Origin of the sequence: Acinetobacter sp. WY4, assembly GCF_018438165.1 — a bacterium.
Taxonomy (GTDB): domain Bacteria; phylum Pseudomonadota; class Gammaproteobacteria; order Pseudomonadales; family Moraxellaceae; genus Acinetobacter.
Map to the genome: position 1 here is coordinate 2576322 of NZ_CP053947.1, position 16956 is coordinate 2593277.

18 protein-coding genes and 1 pseudogene are annotated in these 16956 nt (G+C 38.8%); 8 read left to right on the forward strand and 11 right to left on the reverse strand.

What is annotated here, in order from left to right:
• Nucleotides 1-22 precede the first annotated feature (22 nt).
• Together G4D73_RS12095 and radC are read right to left on the reverse strand one after the other, a co-directional pair.
• A complete protein-coding gene (locus G4D73_RS12095; protein ID WP_114541813.1) occupies nucleotides 23-934 on the reverse strand; it encodes a bestrophin family protein in 912 nt (303 codons plus the stop codon).
• 65 nt (nucleotides 935-999) lie between these two features.
• A complete protein-coding gene (radC, locus tag G4D73_RS12100; RefSeq protein ID WP_213686849.1) occupies nucleotides 1000-1701 on the reverse strand; it encodes a RadC family protein in 702 nt (233 codons plus the stop codon).
• Between the two features lie 113 nt (nucleotides 1702-1814).
• Here radC and coaBC point away from each other — a divergent pair, with 113 nt between their 5' ends.
• Nucleotides 1815-3089 carry a bifunctional phosphopantothenoylcysteine decarboxylase/phosphopantothenate--cysteine ligase CoaBC gene (gene coaBC / locus G4D73_RS12105; protein ID WP_213686850.1) on the forward strand — a complete coding sequence of 425 codons (1275 nt, stop codon included), beginning with the start codon at nucleotides 1815-1817 and terminating at the stop codon, nucleotides 3087-3089.
• Between the two features lie 227 nt (nucleotides 3090-3316).
• Entirely contained in the window at nucleotides 3317-3829 is a 513-nt protein-coding gene (locus tag G4D73_RS12110; protein ID WP_005106072.1) for a hypothetical protein, read from the forward strand.
• 49 nt (nucleotides 3830-3878) lie between these two features.
• Here the strand turns inward: G4D73_RS12110 and dusA are convergent, their stop codons facing one another.
• Nucleotides 3879-4904, reverse strand: coding sequence for a tRNA dihydrouridine(20/20a) synthase DusA (gene dusA, locus G4D73_RS12115; protein ID WP_416232268.1), 1026 nt, complete (start codon nucleotides 4902-4904; stop codon nucleotides 3879-3881).
• Between the two features lie 133 nt (nucleotides 4905-5037).
• Here dusA and G4D73_RS12120 point away from each other — a divergent pair, with 133 nt between their 5' ends.
• Nucleotides 5038-6186: a site-specific integrase gene (locus G4D73_RS12120; protein WP_016658583.1), complete on the forward strand. Its 1149-nt coding sequence runs from the start codon at nucleotides 5038-5040 to the stop codon at nucleotides 6184-6186.
• Here G4D73_RS12120 and G4D73_RS12125 read toward each other — a convergent pair.
• Entirely contained in the window at nucleotides 6170-6445 is a 276-nt protein-coding gene (locus tag G4D73_RS12125) for a pyocin activator PrtN family protein (protein WP_035363420.1), read from the reverse strand. The genes G4D73_RS12120 and G4D73_RS12125 overlap by 17 nt on opposite strands.
• Nucleotides 6446-6572: 127 nt before the next feature.
• On the opposite strand from G4D73_RS12125, the gene G4D73_RS12130 reads away from it, so the two are divergent.
• From G4D73_RS12130 to G4D73_RS12140, 3 genes are all read left to right on the forward strand, one after another.
• A complete protein-coding gene (locus G4D73_RS12130) occupies nucleotides 6573-7454 on the forward strand; it encodes a hypothetical protein (protein WP_213686851.1) in 882 nt (293 codons plus the stop codon).
• A gap of 102 nt (nucleotides 7455-7556) precedes the next feature.
• Nucleotides 7557-8795 carry a hypothetical protein gene (locus G4D73_RS12135; protein ID WP_213686852.1) on the forward strand — a complete coding sequence of 413 codons (1239 nt, stop codon included), beginning with the start codon at nucleotides 7557-7559 and terminating at the stop codon, nucleotides 8793-8795.
• Between the two features lie 395 nt (nucleotides 8796-9190).
• The gene (locus tag G4D73_RS12140; RefSeq protein ID WP_213686853.1) at nucleotides 9191-10135 is read left to right on the forward strand and encodes a YagK/YfjJ domain-containing protein; all 945 of its coding nucleotides are present in this window, start codon (nucleotides 9191-9193) and stop codon (nucleotides 10133-10135) included.
• A gap of 64 nt (nucleotides 10136-10199) precedes the next feature.
• Here G4D73_RS12140 and G4D73_RS12145 read toward each other — a convergent pair whose 3' ends face one another.
• The 7 genes and pseudogenes from G4D73_RS12145 to G4D73_RS12170 form a co-directional block, all read right to left on the reverse strand.
• Entirely contained in the window at nucleotides 10200-10856 is a 657-nt protein-coding gene (locus tag G4D73_RS12145) for a hypothetical protein (RefSeq protein ID WP_213686854.1), read from the reverse strand.
• Nucleotides 10857-10868: 12 nt separating this feature from the next.
• On the reverse strand, nucleotides 10869-11096 hold the full coding sequence (locus tag G4D73_RS12150) for a hypothetical protein (protein WP_213686855.1): 228 nt from the start codon (nucleotides 11094-11096) through the stop codon (nucleotides 10869-10871).
• The gene (locus tag G4D73_RS15635) at nucleotides 11097-11225 is read right to left on the reverse strand and encodes a hypothetical protein (protein ID WP_257224094.1); all 129 of its coding nucleotides are present in this window, start codon (nucleotides 11223-11225) and stop codon (nucleotides 11097-11099) included.
• A gap of 2 nt (nucleotides 11226-11227) precedes the next feature.
• Nucleotides 11228-11482 (reverse strand): annotated as a pseudogene (locus G4D73_RS12155) (hypothetical protein).
• Between the two features lie 569 nt (nucleotides 11483-12051).
• Complete coding sequence (locus G4D73_RS12160) at nucleotides 12052-12513, reverse strand: hypothetical protein (protein ID WP_151862485.1); 462 nt, start codon at nucleotides 12511-12513, stop codon at nucleotides 12052-12054.
• 186 nt (nucleotides 12514-12699) lie between these two features.
• A complete protein-coding gene (locus G4D73_RS12165; RefSeq protein WP_213686856.1) occupies nucleotides 12700-14904 on the reverse strand; it encodes an ankyrin repeat domain-containing protein in 2205 nt (734 codons plus the stop codon).
• A 203-nt stretch (nucleotides 14905-15107) separates the two neighbouring features.
• Nucleotides 15108-15260 carry a hypothetical protein gene (locus G4D73_RS12170; RefSeq protein WP_171500651.1) on the reverse strand — a complete coding sequence of 51 codons (153 nt, stop codon included), beginning with the start codon at nucleotides 15258-15260 and terminating at the stop codon, nucleotides 15108-15110.
• A 242-nt stretch (nucleotides 15261-15502) separates the two neighbouring features.
• Here G4D73_RS12170 and G4D73_RS12175 point away from each other — a divergent pair, with 242 nt between their 5' ends.
• Nucleotides 15503-15790, forward strand: coding sequence for a hypothetical protein (locus G4D73_RS12175; protein ID WP_151862510.1), 288 nt, complete (start codon nucleotides 15503-15505; stop codon nucleotides 15788-15790).
• A 45-nt stretch (nucleotides 15791-15835) separates the two neighbouring features.
• On the forward strand, nucleotides 15836-16879 hold the full coding sequence (locus G4D73_RS12180; protein WP_213686857.1) for a DUF932 domain-containing protein: 1044 nt from the start codon (nucleotides 15836-15838) through the stop codon (nucleotides 16877-16879).
• Nucleotides 16880-16956: the final 77 nt, after the last annotated feature.

The following is a 16956-nucleotide window of genomic DNA, read 5'->3' on the forward strand; positions in this document are numbered from 1 at the left end:
AGGGCGAGGAGAGAATTATAAATTAAAGCAAATTATGATCTTGAGCCTGAATCGGTGGTGGCGTCGGTTTACCTAAAGTCCCTAACAGTTCAATTTCAATCGTACGTACCATCGAGTCCAGCGGCAAGTCATTACTCTGAGTACCAAAAGGCTCTTCAATTTCCGAACTTAGAGCATCTAATCCTAAAAAGGTATAAGCCAAAATTCCAACCAGTAAAGGCGTAAACAGACCAAGCGTTGAACCTAAACTAAAAGGTAAAATAAAACAGAAAAAATAGACGGTACGATTGAGCAAGACCGAATAGGCAAAAGGCAAAGGCGTCGTCGCAATCCGGTCACAACCAGTCTGGACAATACTTAGTTCCGCCACATGATTATTCATCTGCATATAGATGATATCGGAGATTTCACCTTCTTTAAGCGCCTGCATTAACTCCCATTGAATCAGGCTTAAGGTATATTGCGGCGCATTGGCCTGCTGATAGAGTTGGGTCACCGCCTGCTGGCTCATGCCGCTGGTTTCAACCAGTTCAGTCGGATTGGCTGTCTGATGGCGTAGCCGGTCACGGAGGACATTGGCAAAGACAATCACATGCTGAATTACACGTTCACGGCGACCTTGAGACAGCATCCGGCAATCACGGTCAAAATGACGTGAATTGGCAATCAAAATGCCCCAAAGTTTGCGCGCTTCCCACCAGCGGTCATAACAGGCCGAGTTCTTAAATCCGAGAAAGATCGACAGTACCACTCCAATCAGGGTAAAGCCGACCAGGGGTAATTCTGGAAAATGAAAATAACCAATATGTGACAAGCCACCGATGATGGCTGACATCAGCATCACTACGCCTAAAGGTGGCAAAACTTTAGGTAAAATCGTCCCCCGCCAGGAAAACAGCAGTTTAAAAACAGTCGGCTGGTCACGTACGATCATTTATTGGAATCATCACAATTTTTTTCATGATCTTGTGGAGTTGTGCCTGCTTTGTCAAGTGCTATTCAATACTGCATTTCCGGTTTGATGAGTTGCTGCTCAGCAAAGGAAAAGCTGCCTTCCAAGGCGATGATGCAATGGTCAATCAGATGGATATCCACTAGCTGGCAGGCCTGTTGAATCTGACGGGTTAACACTAGGTCAGCCTTGGAGGGAGAGGGCCGGCCCAGCGGATGATTATGTGCAATGACAATTGAGGTTGCCTGTTGGCTAATCGCATAACGTAGCAATTGATTAATGGAAATATCACATGCATTGATGGAGCCATAAAACAGTTTTTTAAAGGCAATTTTTCTTAAACTGGCATCCAGACACAGCACGGCAAACACTTCCTGAGTTTCACCGAGCAGTTCAAAACGTAAGTAATCTCTCAGCCGCTTGGAATTGGTAAGTTCCAGTGCATCCTGTTTCAGGTGCTCGGCTATGTAACGCCGTCCGAGTTCCTTGACGGCCATCAGTTGAGTATATTTACTGATGCCCATGCCATGAAACTGGCTGACTTCCTGTAAAGGTGCATCGAGCAACGCAGTCAAATGACCAAAATACTGAATCAGCAAACGCGCCAGATCAACTGCCGAATGTTGCTGGGAACCGGAGCGTAGAAAAATAGCCAGTAGCTCGGCATCGGACAGACTTTCTGCGCCATATTGAATTAAGCGTTCTCGCGGCCGTTCTTGTTCCGGCCAGTTTTTAATAGAAAATTGCATAGTTATTAGACTTATTTATTATGAATTATCAGTTTTCCCGCAAGCTGATCTCTTGGGGATGCGATTATTTAATGCTATTGTGAGCCCCACTGCAACAGCAAGGTAATCTGTTCGTGAGCTTTGATCTAAGTGTAATTCCTCATAAAAATATCATTTTGGCCGTTACTGGCGGTATTGCTGCCTATAAAAGTGCAATTCTGGTCCGCCGTCTAAAAGATGCCGGATTTGATGTGCGGGTGGTCATGACTCACGGTGCACAGGCTTTTATTACACCTTTAACCTTTCAAGCCTTATCGGGCAATCCCGTACATACCGAATTGCTGGATACTGAAGCAGAAGCCGGCATGGGCCATATCGAGCTGGCACGTTGGGCAGATCTGTTGCTGGTAGCGCCGGCCAGCTGTGATACCTTGGCAAAATTTGCCGCAGGTCTGGCTGATGATCTCTTAAGTACTTTATATCTGGCAACAAAAGCACCCGTCTGGGTAGCACCTGCCATGAACCAGCAAATGTGGGCAGCCAAAGCAACGCAGCGTAATCTTGCGACACTGATCGAAGATGGTGTGCATGTGATCATGCCGGACGCGGGTTCACAGGCTTGTGGGGATGTAGGTTTGGGTCGGATGCCTGAGCCGGAAGATTTAGCGCATCAGGTAACTGAATATTTTCATAAAGCTCAACGTGCGATTGCGGAAAAATTTGGCCTGCTTGCGGGTAAACAAGTCACGATTACCGCAGGCCCGACTCGCGAAGCGATTGATCCGGTGCGTTATATTTCCAATCACAGTACCGGGAAAATGGGCTTTGCACTGGCTGCAGCCTGTTATGCAGCAGGAGCAAATGTCACCCTGATCGCAGGTCCGGTCAGTCTGGATACCCCGAATGGCGTAAAACGTAAGAATGTTTCTTCTGCCGTACAAATGCTGAATGAAAGCATGCAAATGCTGGAAAATGGTTGCGATATCTTTATTGCGACAGCTGCAGTAGCCGATTATCGTGTGGCAGAAGTAGCCGAGCATAAAATCAAGAAAGCCGGTGATGAACTGAATGTCGCCTTGGTGAAAAATCCGGATATTGTCGCCACCATTGCCCAGCAGGAAAAACGTCCATTTATGGTTGGCTTTGCTGCAGAAACCCGCAATATTGAAGAATATGCTGCCGGAAAGCTGGTCGCGAAAAAGCTGGATATGATTGCCTGCAATGATGTTTCACGTACGGATATCGGATTTGCTTCGGATGAAAATGCCATGACAGTATTCTTTGCCGAGCATTATCAGCTAGACAAACGTGATCTGGAAAAAGCCTCCAAGCAGGAGATTGCCCAGCAGTTGATCGAAGCTATTCATGATGCCCTGCATCGTGATCCATCCAGTGATGATGATTTTTAAAACGATCTGTATCGAAAAACCCTGAATTCATCAGGGTTTTTTATGGCTAATTTTTTATCATTAATTCAAAAAAACTATAGAAACCATAAATATTTAATCTTAATCGAAGCGCTGTTTGTTTATTGTTTTTGCAAAAAAGCATAAAATGGATCACAGAATAAGCAAAGATAAAAATACTGCATATATCAGCTATAAGCAGGAAGTGGAAAGAAAAAAGAGGGGGCGCTATGAAAAAAATCATGATGTTATGGATGGTTGCCTGTCTGGCTGGATGCAGTTATTTTGTCTCGATGGATGAACTGGCCAGAAATATTCAAACGCAGATGCAACGTGAATTTAATTCCAATCGAGATTATCAACACTATCGTTTTACCGTGAAAAAAGTCAAAATTGTCCAGCGTCAGGGGAATGAGTTTCAGGCCATTTCTCATCTGAATTATCAGGGTGAGGAATATCCCATTCATGTAAAAGTCTTTAAGGTGGATGGGGGGTATAGTTGGTCGATTGAAGATGATGCCTTTGCTTTTATTGATGAAATTGAAATTGAAAAATATCGTCAGCAACTGGATCGAGAATTACAGCAACTGGCCTCAGCCTTGGATGATCTGGAACCTGTAGATGAACCAAACCAGAATGTCTCCGGCTCTCTGATCACACCACTGGCTGAACCCGTATTGCAAGATGTTTCTTATCAGGAAGAGCCGATTCCGGTCGGTAATATCACGGCGTATACGCAATAACTCATGCGCAATCGCTATAAAAAAGCACCGATGATCGGTGCTTTTCTGTTTAGGATTCAACCTGTTGATGTTTACGTACATAATCTTCAGTACGCTGCATCGCTTCCTGAATATTAAAGAGAGCAGTTTCTACATCTTTCAAGGTTTTGGCATTGCCACCGCTTAAAGCCTGACGCCATTTGCGTGCACCCGGCAGGTTCTGGAACAGTCCCAAAATATGACGGGTAATAATCGACAACGGTGCATCTTCGGCCATGCGCTGGGCAATATAAGGCAGCATCTGTTGCATAATGTCAAAACGGTCTGGTGCATCCAGATTCCACAGTTGGCCCAGTTCAGCCAGTAAGTAAGGATTATGATAGGCTTCGCGGCCAATCATCACCCCATCCACATGTTTGAGATGTTCCAGCGTTTCGGCATAGGTTTTAATCCCGCCGTTGATCTCGATGAGCAGATCAGGACGATCCTGTTTTAAACGGTAGACATCTTCATAACGTAGGGGTGGCACGTCGCGGTTTTCTTTAGGTGATAGACCTTTTAATAAGGCAATCCGCGCATGCACGATAAAGTTATTGCAGCCGGTTTTGGCCACAGTATCGACAAAATGTAGCATCTCTTCATAGGAGTGCATATCATCAATCCCGATCCGGTGTTTTACAGTCACTGGAATATCCACCGCATGACGCATTTCAGCAATACATTCTGCGACTAAATCAGGCTCTGCCATCAGACAGGCACCAATTTTATTATTCTGTACCCGGTCACTTGGGCAACCTACATTTAAATTGACTTCGTTATAGCCCCAGTCCTGCGCCATCTTGGTACAAGTGGCGAGATCTTTTGGATTCGAGCCGCCGAGTTGCAACACGATTGGCTGTTCTTCCGTATTAAAGTCCAAATGACGTTTGGCATCACCGTAAATGATTGCACCTGTGGTGACCATTTCGGTGTACATAATCACATTCGGGTTAAACAGACGCGCAAAGAAGCGATAGTCTTTGGTGGTCCAATCCATCATCGGAGCAACACTGATTCGTGGAGATTGAGTGTTTTCAATGTTTTTGGTAATAGTCATTAAAAATCATACCTTTAATCTGTGTTTCGCAACCTGCGCGAATCTGTGTAAACCTATTTTTAGGTGAGTTTATCTGTTTGCATTTACACCAAGTTTTACACCATAATCAAAAAAACATTTTTTGGTGTAAATTATGGGGTCAATTACAGCAAGGAAAGGTGCAGATGGGAAGCTTAGCTATCGTGCTGCAATTCGAGTCAATCGAAAGGGCTTTCCTGCTTTTTCTGAGAGCAAAACATTTCATTCAAAAAAGATGGCTGAAAATTGGCTTAAGAAAAGAGAAGTCGAAATTCAAGAAAATCCTGATATTTTACTCGGCAAAGAAAAGCTGATTGATCTGACCTTATCAGATGCCATAGATAAATATTTAGGTGAAGTCGGGAGCGAGTACGGAAGGACAAAACGCTATTCTCTTCTCTTAATCAAGAAGCTGCCAATCGCGCGAAATATTATCACAAAAATAAAATCAGTACATTTGGCTGAGCATGTAGCTTTAAGAAAGGCGGGTATACCTAGCCTTGGGCTAGAGCCAATAGCTACCAGTACACAACAACATGAATTGTTGCATATCCGAGGAGTGCTTGCTCATGCTGCTGTGATGTGGGAGATGGACATTGATTTAAATGGTTTTGATAAGGCAACAGCTCAACTGAGAAAAACACGCCAAATATCATCTAGTCAAAAAAGGGATCGCTTGCCTTCAAGAGATGAGTTGGTTGCATTGACGAGGTATTTTACAGAGCGTTGGAATCTCAACCGTTATGGTTCTAAGTACCCCATGCATTTGATTATGTGGTTTGCTATTTTTTCATGCAGACGTGAAGCTGAATTAACACGACTGTATCTTCGAGACTATGATTTACATCATTCAACATGGAAAGTACATGATCTAAAGAATCCCAATGGTTCTAAAGGCAATCATAAATCGTTTGATGTACTTGATCCTTGTAAGGAAATTATTAAAAAATTGAAGCATCCTGATGTTCGTGGGCGGATGTTGCAGCTTGGCCATGATGAAAATTTATTATTACCCTTGAATCCCAAAAGCTTGGGTAAAGAGTTTAGAGATGCTTGTAAAATGTTAGGTATTGAGGATTTACGCTTTCATGATTTGAGACATGAAGGCTGTACTCGATTGGCAGAACAGAGTTTTACCATTCCTGAAATTCAAAAAGTAAGTTTGCATGATTCTTGGAGTAGTTTACAGCGCTATGTCTCGGTGAAGGCGAGAAGAAATATTATACAGTTTGAAGAGGTGCTACGCCTCATCGATGAAACGTAGCATAGTCTTTAGATGCTTCTGAATACTTTTTGTCTAAAATATCTGCTAAATCTTTTACGTGTACTAGAAAGGGTGCACGTTTACTTTGATCTATCTTAAATACTGAGAAAGGGAATTCTTGATTATTCGCCTTTCTCAGTGCTTCAGCTTTGCTAAGATGAGGGTAATAGTCTGAAATTACCGTCATTAATTCAACTGTCATGGAGCGATATTTCATAAAGAGGTAATCGGATGTGGAAATTTTTAAAGATATATTCATGATTAAAAGTTAACAGTTATCTCGATGAATTCAGTTTAGTGTTCTGAAAATAATAAAAGTAGAGTGGTGCAAATATTTAAAAATATATTAGTATTATGCTATTTAATTAATTGTATTTTAAAAATTTATGACTAGAGAAAAATTATCGAACTTGGAGCGGCTTCAAGAGGATATATGGCAAAACTTTTGCTATTACTATCAGTGTGATTTGGTTGATATGTCAATTAAAACTGAAAATTTATTTCATACAGATCATTTTAAAGAAATTATAAAAAGAATGCAGCAGAATGATTTTCCATTGAATGAAAGGTTTGCTTTGCATTTAGAAATGATGGGAGATGTAGCTTCAATTCCATTCAAGCCAATTCAGATTGCCCAGCTTCTAATGCAGATTAATACGCTAAAGTTTGAGATAAACCACTTATCTGCCCGAGTGTTCCAAAGGAAATATTCAGATATCTTGATTGACTATGTACAAACCATAGGTGGGTTGGAGTTTATCCTAGATAGTAAGCTTGCTAGAAGTGCAAAGGCAATCCTTGCTGTTAAAGCTCGTTATGAAAAACATTTATACCCAAGACGCGAAATCTTATATCGCATTTTACGGGAGCAAGTGACGCGTCGTGGAAAATGGAAGAACCCGAATGAAGCTGTTAATTTTGTGCTTGATGATCTAGTCAAAGCTTTTGAGGTTTACGATATTGAATGGCTTAAATCTGAACTGGCGCTTAAGCAAAAAATGCTGAGGGAACTTGAGCAGGAGAGTAGGCAGTTGCATGCTAAAGCTCAGTCAGATAGTGTGCGAAGAAAGCCAGCATCAATCGTGAAAAAAATAGAAAAACTACAGTTGGAACTTAACAACCTTAATCAGATACTGAAGGCAAAATATCCCTCTAAAGAGATGGAAAAATTTGGGTATAAGATGCCATATAGTGGTGGATACATCGCTGAAACAATCATCCATGAGCTCCGAACTCAACCAGAGTTATTGCAGGAAATTTTATACTAAAAATTATCACTTTAGTTGTAATTATAAGTTTTTAAGCCTTGAATTTAGGTATTATATTCTACAAATTTAATCTTAGATTTTATATAAAATATAGGTGTTTCAATGGGTTTGGTTTATTTTTGTGATAAATTGATTAAAAATATATTTATAAATCTTGAATGTGACCTGACCCGAAATGGACTACTTGAGCGAAGACAAGAGTTAGATCTGAGAATTTTGCTGGAATTAATACTGTTCATCAGATCACTAGATAAAATCAAAGGACAATATTTTAAAGTGACTTGGAATACGTTTTATCCGCCTATTTACGCGGATAAGTTTTATCCTTTTGAATTTTTTACTTATGATTTTGGTTTGAAAAATACAAAGTTTGTCAAAATTGATGGGGAGAGTAGAAAAGTAAATTTATTTGAGTCGACGCCTCGAGTTGAGCTGTTTTACGATGTTCTTGATCTACATATAAAAAATGAACAATTAGTGAGTTTGCGCGAAAAACTGCAACCAACCTTGAATGAAAGGAATAAACCTGTTGACTTTAGCCTATTGCCTGCAAGCTTTTTTCCTTCAAAATTTAGTGAAATTTCAGTTGAAAATATTGCATATCTGGATGATTTCTTAGATAAGTTCAGAGAACATGAAGAATTCACAAAGAGAAAAAATGATGAAAATAAGGCAGTAAAAAAATTTCATGAATATTGTGACTATTTTAATGATGCGATGAGTTTAAGCGCCAAAAGCTTTATTTTTGCCATTGAGTTTCTTGTTCATGGTCAGCAAAAATTAATTGATGATACTTATATCAATCTAAAAAAAGATTTTATGAATTCGATAAGGGGATACAGGCAGCTCGCTCAGATTTCGGGATATATGGGTTTTTGGGATTTAGCTGATAACAATAATTTGTGCTTTAGAATTATGTTTATTGTGCCTGATATTGGCATCGAAGTAGATGAATGGATTGAGGACATTATTTATTATTGGGAGGATATTTATTTCAATAGAATCAGAGAGAAAGATGTTTATAAATTTAAAGGTACAGATGCGATAAGATTTGAAGCGGTTCAATTGCCTGTTGCTTGGTCACATAAAAAATTGAAACCTCGATTTTTAGAGGTTGGAAAAAATAATCTAAGTATGAAAAAGCTCATTTGTGAGCATGCTATTTCTTATATTGTACTGTCTGAATTTTATTACTGTCCGTTTGAGCTCCAGCTTTATCTTAAAGCTATAGCAATTATTTCTGGGGAACAGTCTAAGGTGGAGCCTGGGTTGAGAATTAACGGAAAACGGATGTATAGAGTGTTTAGAGGAAGTCTTTCTAAAAAACAAAGTCTGGCGTAACTTTAGCTTTTGCAACATTCCCATATTTTGGTTGTTCTCGTTATATGGGACTGCGGTGTAATGGTTAGATCAAAATGATTTGCTTAACAGGTAATATATATTATTAACTATAAGAGTAATATATAAATAATATATTAAAAATAAACAATACCTTATCTAGTTAAGTGAGTGCTGTGAGTCACTTAGCTCAGTATAGCCCATACTCAAATGGGCTATAGACTATGTATCAATAACACAGTATTAAAATATTCAGAACTAACCCTATAGTATGTTCCAAAGTCTATGAGCATATTCAGCTAAGCAGGATGACTACAACATCCTGCTTTAGAATCAAGATCAGTAAAAAAATATATTCCTCACTTACATATGAACCTTGTGTTTCAGTGAGAACCTAAATGTACCAGAATATTCAATATGATCAGCTTTACCATGAAGCAGAAGTATTGGCAGCAGTAGACCATTTCATTCAAGAAGTTTGCTTAGGTAGTTATGATTTATATCATCAAAACCTGATGATAGACCTACAAAAATTAGTTCAGTCATTTAAGCCCATCTATGACGCTAATTTTTTCTATTGCAATACAGTGCAGATATTCATTGAGGTGGTGAACATCGTTGATCACACACTCCGTCTAATGCCGCAGGCAGACCATGATTGTATAGTCTGTTTTGATGATATGACAGTCTGGCATATTCTGACTTATATCCAATCATTATCAGGCTGTGTAAAACAGCAACTGATTGATTTTCAACAACGTGAATTAGAGAATCAGCATAGCCTTTTTGATTATACATCCACACTCATTCATCATTATGCGAGAACACTGGTGGTTCGAGTGGATTTATCTATCAAGAAAGAATATCAAGCCTTATACAATATCCAAGTATTCAATGAAGCACTAGAAATATTGCTACGGCGTATCGCAGATCAAGATACTTGTTTTAGTGGGTTATATGGTTATGCATGGGCATTAGAGCATGGGGTTAGTAAGGGCTACCATTGCCATCTTTTGCTTATGTACGATGGAAATATGCATCAATGTGGTTTTGAAATGGGGCAGTGGATAGGTGAGTGCTGGAAGCAGATTACACACGGATATGGTTATATTTTTAACTGTAACCATTCCGACTATATGGCGATCTATGAAGCGATGGGGACTTTAGGGATTGGTATGATTCATCGTAACAATGCCAGTGAAGTCTATAACTTTCTTAATTATATTGTCCCTTATTTGGTGAATGGCGAAAAAGAACAGCAGCATCTCCGAGTGAAAGATTCAGCCTATATGCGTAGCTTTGGCAGAGGGGTGGCTAATTCGAAAAATCGAAGAGGTTTATAAATTATTGACTTTTCAATAGAGAACACAACTATCAGCAGTGTTCTCTATAGGGTCGGGTTTGAGATTAAAATGATAAATTTACATTGCCTTGATCTGTAATCATTTCAGCTTCAAGTACCTGATCACCACGGCATTTCAGTAAATAGGATACCGTAGAACTATAGTTCATTTGCACAGGAATTTTGCTATAGAAATCTCCTGTATAAAAACCACAGCGACCACGGTTAATATTTAATCCCTCTAAAGTGAAGGGTTGTTCAGAAGTGGACTGAATTTCCAAAATATATTCAATTGCACCAGGCACATTAAACGCTGATTGAGATTCCCGACTGGAAATTTGGGCACGAACAGATATCTCTGGTTGCTCCATCTCCATCGGAATATTATTACTATATTCAGGATTGTTGGGATCAAGATCAGATTCCATCATGGATTTGAGTGCTTCAGGATATTTATCCCAACTCTCAAGAAATGATTGAGCTTGTTTGACCGCAGCAGGCAGATATTCGATATCATTTTCTACAATCTGAGTTAAAGCTTGTACTTTGGCTTCAACCTCTTCCTTGCTATATGGAGCATATTTAGATTGCTCCTTCTGTGTAGCAGTATTAGATGAGCTGCGTTCAGCTTGATCTGTAGCACTTTGTTGAGCTTGCTGATTGTTTTGACTACATGCGATCAGTAAAGTTGAAAGTGCTACAATGGAAAGTATTTTTTTCATGATTGCACTCCGTTATAACTTAGGTCTAATAACAACGAACCAAATGAATAATAGGATCAAGATACCACCTACAATTTTACCGATGACTGGAAACATTACCGCAGGCCACACTAAGCCTTGCCCCAAATTGTAAGTAAATGGCTTGTAGTTATACTGTCCCCAAAAGTGTTGATAGATGGCAAAGAAAAAGCCAATCACGAAATAGGCACTAATCACCCATGTCTTAATATTTGAATTCATTTACTTTCCCCCAGTTGCAAATTTTGCCAATGCAATAAAAATTCCCATGACGATCATGAAGCCAATAAATGGCAAGCCTAAAAAGCAAATCACTGCAATCACGCAGATAATCCCTGCAAGTATTCTCATGGCTACTCCTTCATGCACTGATAGGAAACATTGACCATATCCATCTGAAAGGATTCAGTTTGTTGAAGGGTGTACAGATTGTTTTTTAGTCCATCCTCTCCATATTTACTTTCGAGTTTGTCATAAATACATGAGCAGGTACTGCCATCAATCCCGCCTGTTTTACAACCACTGATAAATTGACGTTCAGTTTTACTAGCACAGCCTCATGCCATAAGTGCAAGTGTGATGAATGCAAGTGAAGTAAGAATTTTCATCATTCCCCCTAATTTTTATTGTGTTATTTGGTGTGTAATAAATTTTGCTGTATGGACTAAAGTGTAGATGCAGCAAAGCCTTCCAAAGCTAGATAGCATTTAGATCAGTCAAGTAAGCAAAAAATTATGAAAGCTGCTAATGCGGCAAGGAAATATAAAATCGTTTTAGGGAAAACAATAAAGATAGAAAATGCTTAGTCATGGGTATGACTCCTTTGGCTATGAAAGAAGTTTCACCGCATTACTGCTAAATAATGGTGGCGAAACGAAAGAGGGTTAGCAGACTGATAGCCAATGGATCAGCACACCCGAAGGTGTCCCCCTCCCGTTCCGCCGCAGAGGGGGCACGCAGGGATTCCCACCAAAAAGTTAAACTTTTTAGTGTATGGCTAAACGGTCTGCTAAAACCGACTGACGATGTAGGTCAGCAATTGAATGATAAATTTAAGGTAGGGCTTAGTCAATCAAGCAAGATTGAAAAAACAAGTAAAATCAAAGATCGATGATATGAATTTTTGCAAATGCCCAACAGTGTTAGGCATTCTGATTGAGTGAATACAGATCAAGTTCTATTGTTCTTTGTCAGGTAGGCTAGAAGTAAACGCTTCTGGAGGAATTGGCACTTTATTGGCTTTGAAGATGCTTTCGGATCCAGGCGCTTGTTGTATTTGATCTTTCATCCACTCTTGAGAAAAAGTGGGATGATCACTTAATGTTTTTATCGTTTCATGGGGAAGTGGAATTTTCGCTATTTGTGGTGCAAATATGCCCAATTTATTTAACTCAGTTTCATAATAGTTTTTTAGATCAAGTGCATTGTGTAATTGTTTTTTTAATTCAGTAATTTCGTTTCGCAGTGTGATTAGACTAATATTTTTGGGTGTGGTATTTTCTAAGACTTGTAATGCTTCTTCCTCATCGAGCACACCTTTATCAATTCTTCCAAGTTTACCTGAGCGGGTCACAGTTCTAATTTGATGTTCGGTGTATCCATATTTATTACAAAATTCGGCAATTTTAATCTGGGTCATAATTCTAAAGTCATTAGTAGTATTTTGATTTATCTTACTGATTTTATTTTGATAATCAACTTGTGAGATACCATATTTAATAAATTTTTAAATGTGTGTAAAGAAATGTGGGATTATTCGGTAAATATCTTGAAAAAGTCTTACTGATATACAGTAAGACTTTAACCGTGATGTAAGTTAAATTTATCAGTGAATTAGTTGTTTGCACTGTGTTGATTTGAAGTGATTGATAATGTCTGTCGGAAAGACCAACTTACCATTACGTGGGTTAACATAAGAACCATTCATATCCGCCTTACACTGCTCTAACATATATTTAGCAATTTCATACTCATCACTTTCTAAAGCGAGCATAAATGGTGTGTAGCCTGAAATAGGTAACTTGGCTGGCTGATTCACATTTGCACCAGCATTAAGTAGGATAAATACGATTTTGTTAAGCTGTTCAACAGATGCTTTGGATTTCATCACTTCAAACAATTCTTTACCAATCATCTTGCCCGTAGGCGTATCCAGATTTTTCCAAACATCATTTAACTTGAGTTTTCCTGCTGAATGTTGATATAGGCTGTACTGACTTTGCTCAGGATGTAATATGATTCGCTGAATCATGTCCTCAAAATGAAATGATCTTTTTACACAGTGAAGCATTTTTAAAGCGAGGTGTAATGGAGTGTGGTGATCAATATCCGCAAGTAAGTTGACATTTGTACCCATATCAACCAGTGTCTTTACTAAATTAGCATCCCCAAGTTGAATGGCAAGGTGCAATGCGCTTAAACGTCTTTTTGTTGTGACTACATTTAATGTTTCAGTTGAGAAGCGGTGCTTTAATAATAAAACTAGGATTTGCTGCTGTTCATCTGATAGTTCAATGATATTATCATTCAGACATATCGTGAGTGACGAATCATTACTAGTGCTCAATTTATTTACATCAGCACCAGCATTGAGTAACGCTTTAACAGTCTTAACATCACGTAATTGAATAGCATGTAACAGTTGAGGCATTTTTACTGTTTTTTGATCGTCAATTTTTATAACTTTATTTGGCTGGCTAAGATCAATTCTTATCTTGTTTTTTAAAGTTAAAAACTTTTGATTTGGTAGATCATTTAAAAATGAACATTCATCTATAAGAAATAACTGTTGATCAAAAATATCGTAAAATTTAGTGCTTAAAGCCTTTAGTTCCCATGCTTCAAAAACATTTTCAAGTTTAAACTTTTGCGGCAGATTATCGAAATCTAAATCAATTTTAGAGAAACGTAGATGATAACGGATGGCGATATTCGCGAATTTTCTGATTGAATTACTGTCAGGTGAGTTTTGTAATGAACAAGCCGTCAAAGCCTCCGTTAAAATTTGCTCAAGATTACGTCCATCATATTGAATGCAGCTTTCTACGCATTCCGTATAGGCTTGAATTGCATCTTCAAGTTTGCCTGTAAATAAGTAATAACGAGCCTTAGCCCAATGAGCACTAAAGCGAAGGCTTTCAAACTCTGGGTATTGATCAATAGTCTCCATGAATAAGTTGATATTTGTGAGACTAAATTGCAGTTGATCAGATTGATTCTGAATACGCTTATATAGAACGGATAGTATACTTTCTGCATTGTCTTTATATTCATCTAAAATGATATTTTCTTTTGGAAGTTTCAACAAAGATGAAAAAATAAACTCATTCAATGACAAGTGTATATATGCCGATTCATTTGCTGAGTTAAGCGTTTGCAGAATAAAAGGTGCAAATTCTTGATCTGAGATTTCTTTCTCTGTTATGCCATTTTTATAAAGGCTGTCTAAAGCTCTAGCCATTAAAAGAGCAGAAAGAATATCTGCTTGTTTGGTGAAATGTACATGATTTTTTACAATAAGCTGTAAGCTTTGCGGATCAGGTAACTCCTCTAAATTTCCCCAAACTCGAAATCGGTCTTGTAACTCTTTATTGAGTTTCTTGACGTTAAAATTTTCTTTTAAAATTTCACGTAAAAAATGAGTTTTTTGGTTTTTTGAGATATAACTAAGTGATACCAAATTTTGCTTTAGAATGGGGATAAATTTTACTGAGATCATCAGATTTACAAAATCATCTGTAGTCTTTTGCTGAGCATCACCATTGAGGCTAAACAGTAATTGAAAATCATAAAATTCCTGCATTGCTTTTTTAAATGCATAAATCATTTTACTTTGAATTTGTCTTGAAAAATATGTTTTATCAAAAAGGGCAGTGATAAAAGATTCTTCAAAATAATGTGGATAGTGAATATTATCCGTATATTCATCTATTTGCTTTGTAAGCCCAGTATTGTTTTTCAAGCCAAAATGGGTGGCTATTTCTCTAAGTAGAGTAGTGCCAGTAGGAAAATGTAATAGTGTAGTTTGCATGTTAGGTTCTTCTTAAAAATCGATTTACGTCATGTTTAAATTGTTGAAAACTTCTAAAATCACTCGGAGTAGATGGAATGGCTAACTTTCTATTATTGATCATTAAAAAGTTGTGCTTTTTCCCTTTAGCTAACTGAATAGACTTTTGCTTGAGAAGCTTCGTAATGAATTGATGAATGTCTTTGTTATTCGAAAACTTCATGTCAGTCATCATCGTCATAAAAATTATCATCTTGATCAGCTTGACATGAAGAGCATAGTTCACCAGTCACGATAGAATTATAATGTTCACCTTCTGGTAAAGCATCTCCATAGAGTGTTGTATAACATTCTGCACATTGATATAAATTAGCCATGATTATCTCCTTTACAGTATGGAGGTAATATAGATTTTGTTAAATAAAATAACAGCAAAGCGGTTGGCGGGAAAATATCAAAAAAATGCAAATAGCTGATTACACTGAATAGTATTCCAAATTATTTCAGATACATAACATCCTAATGAGAATCATGAAGCTCTTTAGAGTACACATGAAAAATGAATATTAAGCCTGCCATCGTGCAGGCTTTTTTATGCCCAAAATTTAGGAGTCAAGTCATGAGCTTGAATTGTCCCTTTTGTCATTCAACCGACATCATGATTGTTGAAGCGAATGCGCAACAAGCAAATTCAACATTATCAAATCTTGCATCACCCGCAGCTTTAGGGGCCTTAGGTACAACCGTTGCGAAGTCTTTGAATTTGCCTCCCATCGTTGGAGGAATTGCAGGAACTGTACTCGGTGGTTTGTTTAATTCTTTTGCAGAACAAAGCACACCTCCGCAGCAAAGTTTGTGCTTCTGCCATAACTGTTACCAAAAGTTCCCCATTCAATATCTGAATTAAGAACAGATCCAATTTTTCAATATGATTTTAAAAAGGAATAAAACTATGGCACATCAACTTGAACAAATGGCTTATGTCGGTGAAACCCCTTGGCATGGGCTAGGGAATCAACTAAGTCAAAACCAACCGATTGAGGTCTGGGCACAGCAGGCAGGCATGGACTGGCGTATCGAGTCATCCAATGTCAGTTATATGGCACAGAATGAACGTGGGCAAAGCATCATCATGCCGTATGAAGACCAGCGTGTACTGTACCGTTCTGATACACATGCACCGCTGTCTGTCGTCAGCCAACGCTATCAGGAAGTCCAACCTCGTGAGATCTTAGAGTTCTATCGTGATCTAACTGAACAATCAGGCTTTGAATTGGAAACCGCAGGCGTGCTTAAAGGTGGCAAGAAATTCTGGGCGTTAGCACGTACAGGTCAATCTACTGCACTTAAAGGCAAGGATGTCAGTAATGGCTACATTCTGTTGGCAACCGCTTGTGATGGCACCTTGGCAACTACGGCACAATTCACTTCCATTCGTGTTGTCTGCAACAACACCTTGGCGATTGCCTTACGTGGTCAGAACAGTAGCGCAGGTGTAGTGAAAGTTCCGCATAGCACCAAGTTTGATGCAGATAAGGTCAAACAGCAATTGGGCATTTCAGTACGTGCATGGGATGAACACATGTACGAAATGAAGCAGCTCAGTCAGCGTAGAGTCACCCAAGGAGAAGCAGCAGCTTTCTTTGATGCAGTGTTCAACAACACTAGCATGAGTGTGGCAGATCAGGAGGACAATATTATTCAGTTCTATCGTGAGGTTGCGACTCAGGCAGCACAGGCAAATGCCAAGGAAAAAGCTGAGCCAAATGCCAAGGCGATGACAAAAGCAATGGACATGTTTAATGGTCAGGGACGTGGTGCAGAGTTGAGTTCTGCTAAAGGAACAGCCTATGGATTACTGTGTTCAATTACAGAATTTATTGATCATGAACGACGTGCCATGAGTACAGATCATCGACTCGATTCAGCTTGGTTTGGTGCAGGAGCAGCGATCAAGCAACGTGGACTCGAACAGGCTTTGCGTATGGTGTCATAGCGTAGAAATTTGAGTTTCTTGCAATGGAAAGTTAGACCTATCTATTTATATTTTAAATATAAATTTACATTTAAAAA

What these genes read in the sequence shown, in the direction of transcription:
- G4D73_RS12095 (WP_114541813.1), bottom strand. Translation starts at nt 934, where the DNA reads ATGATCGTACGTGACCAGCCGACTGTTTTTAAACTGCTGTTTTCCTGG.
- radC (WP_213686849.1), bottom strand. Translation starts at nt 1,701, where the DNA reads ATGCAATTTTCTATTAAAAACTGGCCGGAACAAGAACGGCCGCGAGAA.
- G4D73_RS12110 (WP_005106072.1), top strand. Translation starts at nt 3,317, where the DNA reads ATGAAAAAAATCATGATGTTATGGATGGTTGCCTGTCTGGCTGGATGC.
- dusA (WP_416232268.1), bottom strand. Translation starts at nt 4,904, where the DNA reads ATGACTATTACCAAAAACATTGAAAACACTCAATCTCCACGAATCAGT.
- G4D73_RS12120 (WP_016658583.1), top strand. Translation starts at nt 5,038, where the DNA reads ATGGGGTCAATTACAGCAAGGAAAGGTGCAGATGGGAAGCTTAGCTAT.
- G4D73_RS12125 (WP_035363420.1), bottom strand. Translation starts at nt 6,445, where the DNA reads ATGAATATATCTTTAAAAATTTCCACATCCGATTACCTCTTTATGAAA.
- G4D73_RS12130 (WP_213686851.1), top strand. Translation starts at nt 6,573, where the DNA reads ATGACTAGAGAAAAATTATCGAACTTGGAGCGGCTTCAAGAGGATATA.
- G4D73_RS12135 (WP_213686852.1), top strand. Translation starts at nt 7,557, where the DNA reads ATGGGTTTGGTTTATTTTTGTGATAAATTGATTAAAAATATATTTATA.
- G4D73_RS12140 (WP_213686853.1), top strand. Translation starts at nt 9,191, where the DNA reads ATGTACCAGAATATTCAATATGATCAGCTTTACCATGAAGCAGAAGTA.
- G4D73_RS12145 (WP_213686854.1), bottom strand. Translation starts at nt 10,856, where the DNA reads ATGAAAAAAATACTTTCCATTGTAGCACTTTCAACTTTACTGATCGCA.
- G4D73_RS12150 (WP_213686855.1), bottom strand. Translation starts at nt 11,096, where the DNA reads ATGAATTCAAATATTAAGACATGGGTGATTAGTGCCTATTTCGTGATT.
- G4D73_RS15635 (WP_257224094.1), bottom strand. Translation starts at nt 11,225, where the DNA reads ATGAGAATACTTGCAGGGATTATCTGCGTGATTGCAGTGATTTGCTTT.
- G4D73_RS12160 (WP_151862485.1), bottom strand. Translation starts at nt 12,513, where the DNA reads ATGACCCAGATTAAAATTGCCGAATTTTGTAATAAATATGGATACACC.
- G4D73_RS12165 (WP_213686856.1), bottom strand. Translation starts at nt 14,904, where the DNA reads ATGCAAACTACACTATTACATTTTCCTACTGGCACTACTCTACTTAGA.
- G4D73_RS12170 (WP_171500651.1), bottom strand. Translation starts at nt 15,260, where the DNA reads ATGGCTAATTTATATCAATGTGCAGAATGTTATACAACACTCTATGGA.
- G4D73_RS12175 (WP_151862510.1), top strand. Translation starts at nt 15,503, where the DNA reads ATGAGCTTGAATTGTCCCTTTTGTCATTCAACCGACATCATGATTGTT.
- G4D73_RS12180 (WP_213686857.1), top strand. Translation starts at nt 15,836, where the DNA reads ATGGCACATCAACTTGAACAAATGGCTTATGTCGGTGAAACCCCTTGG.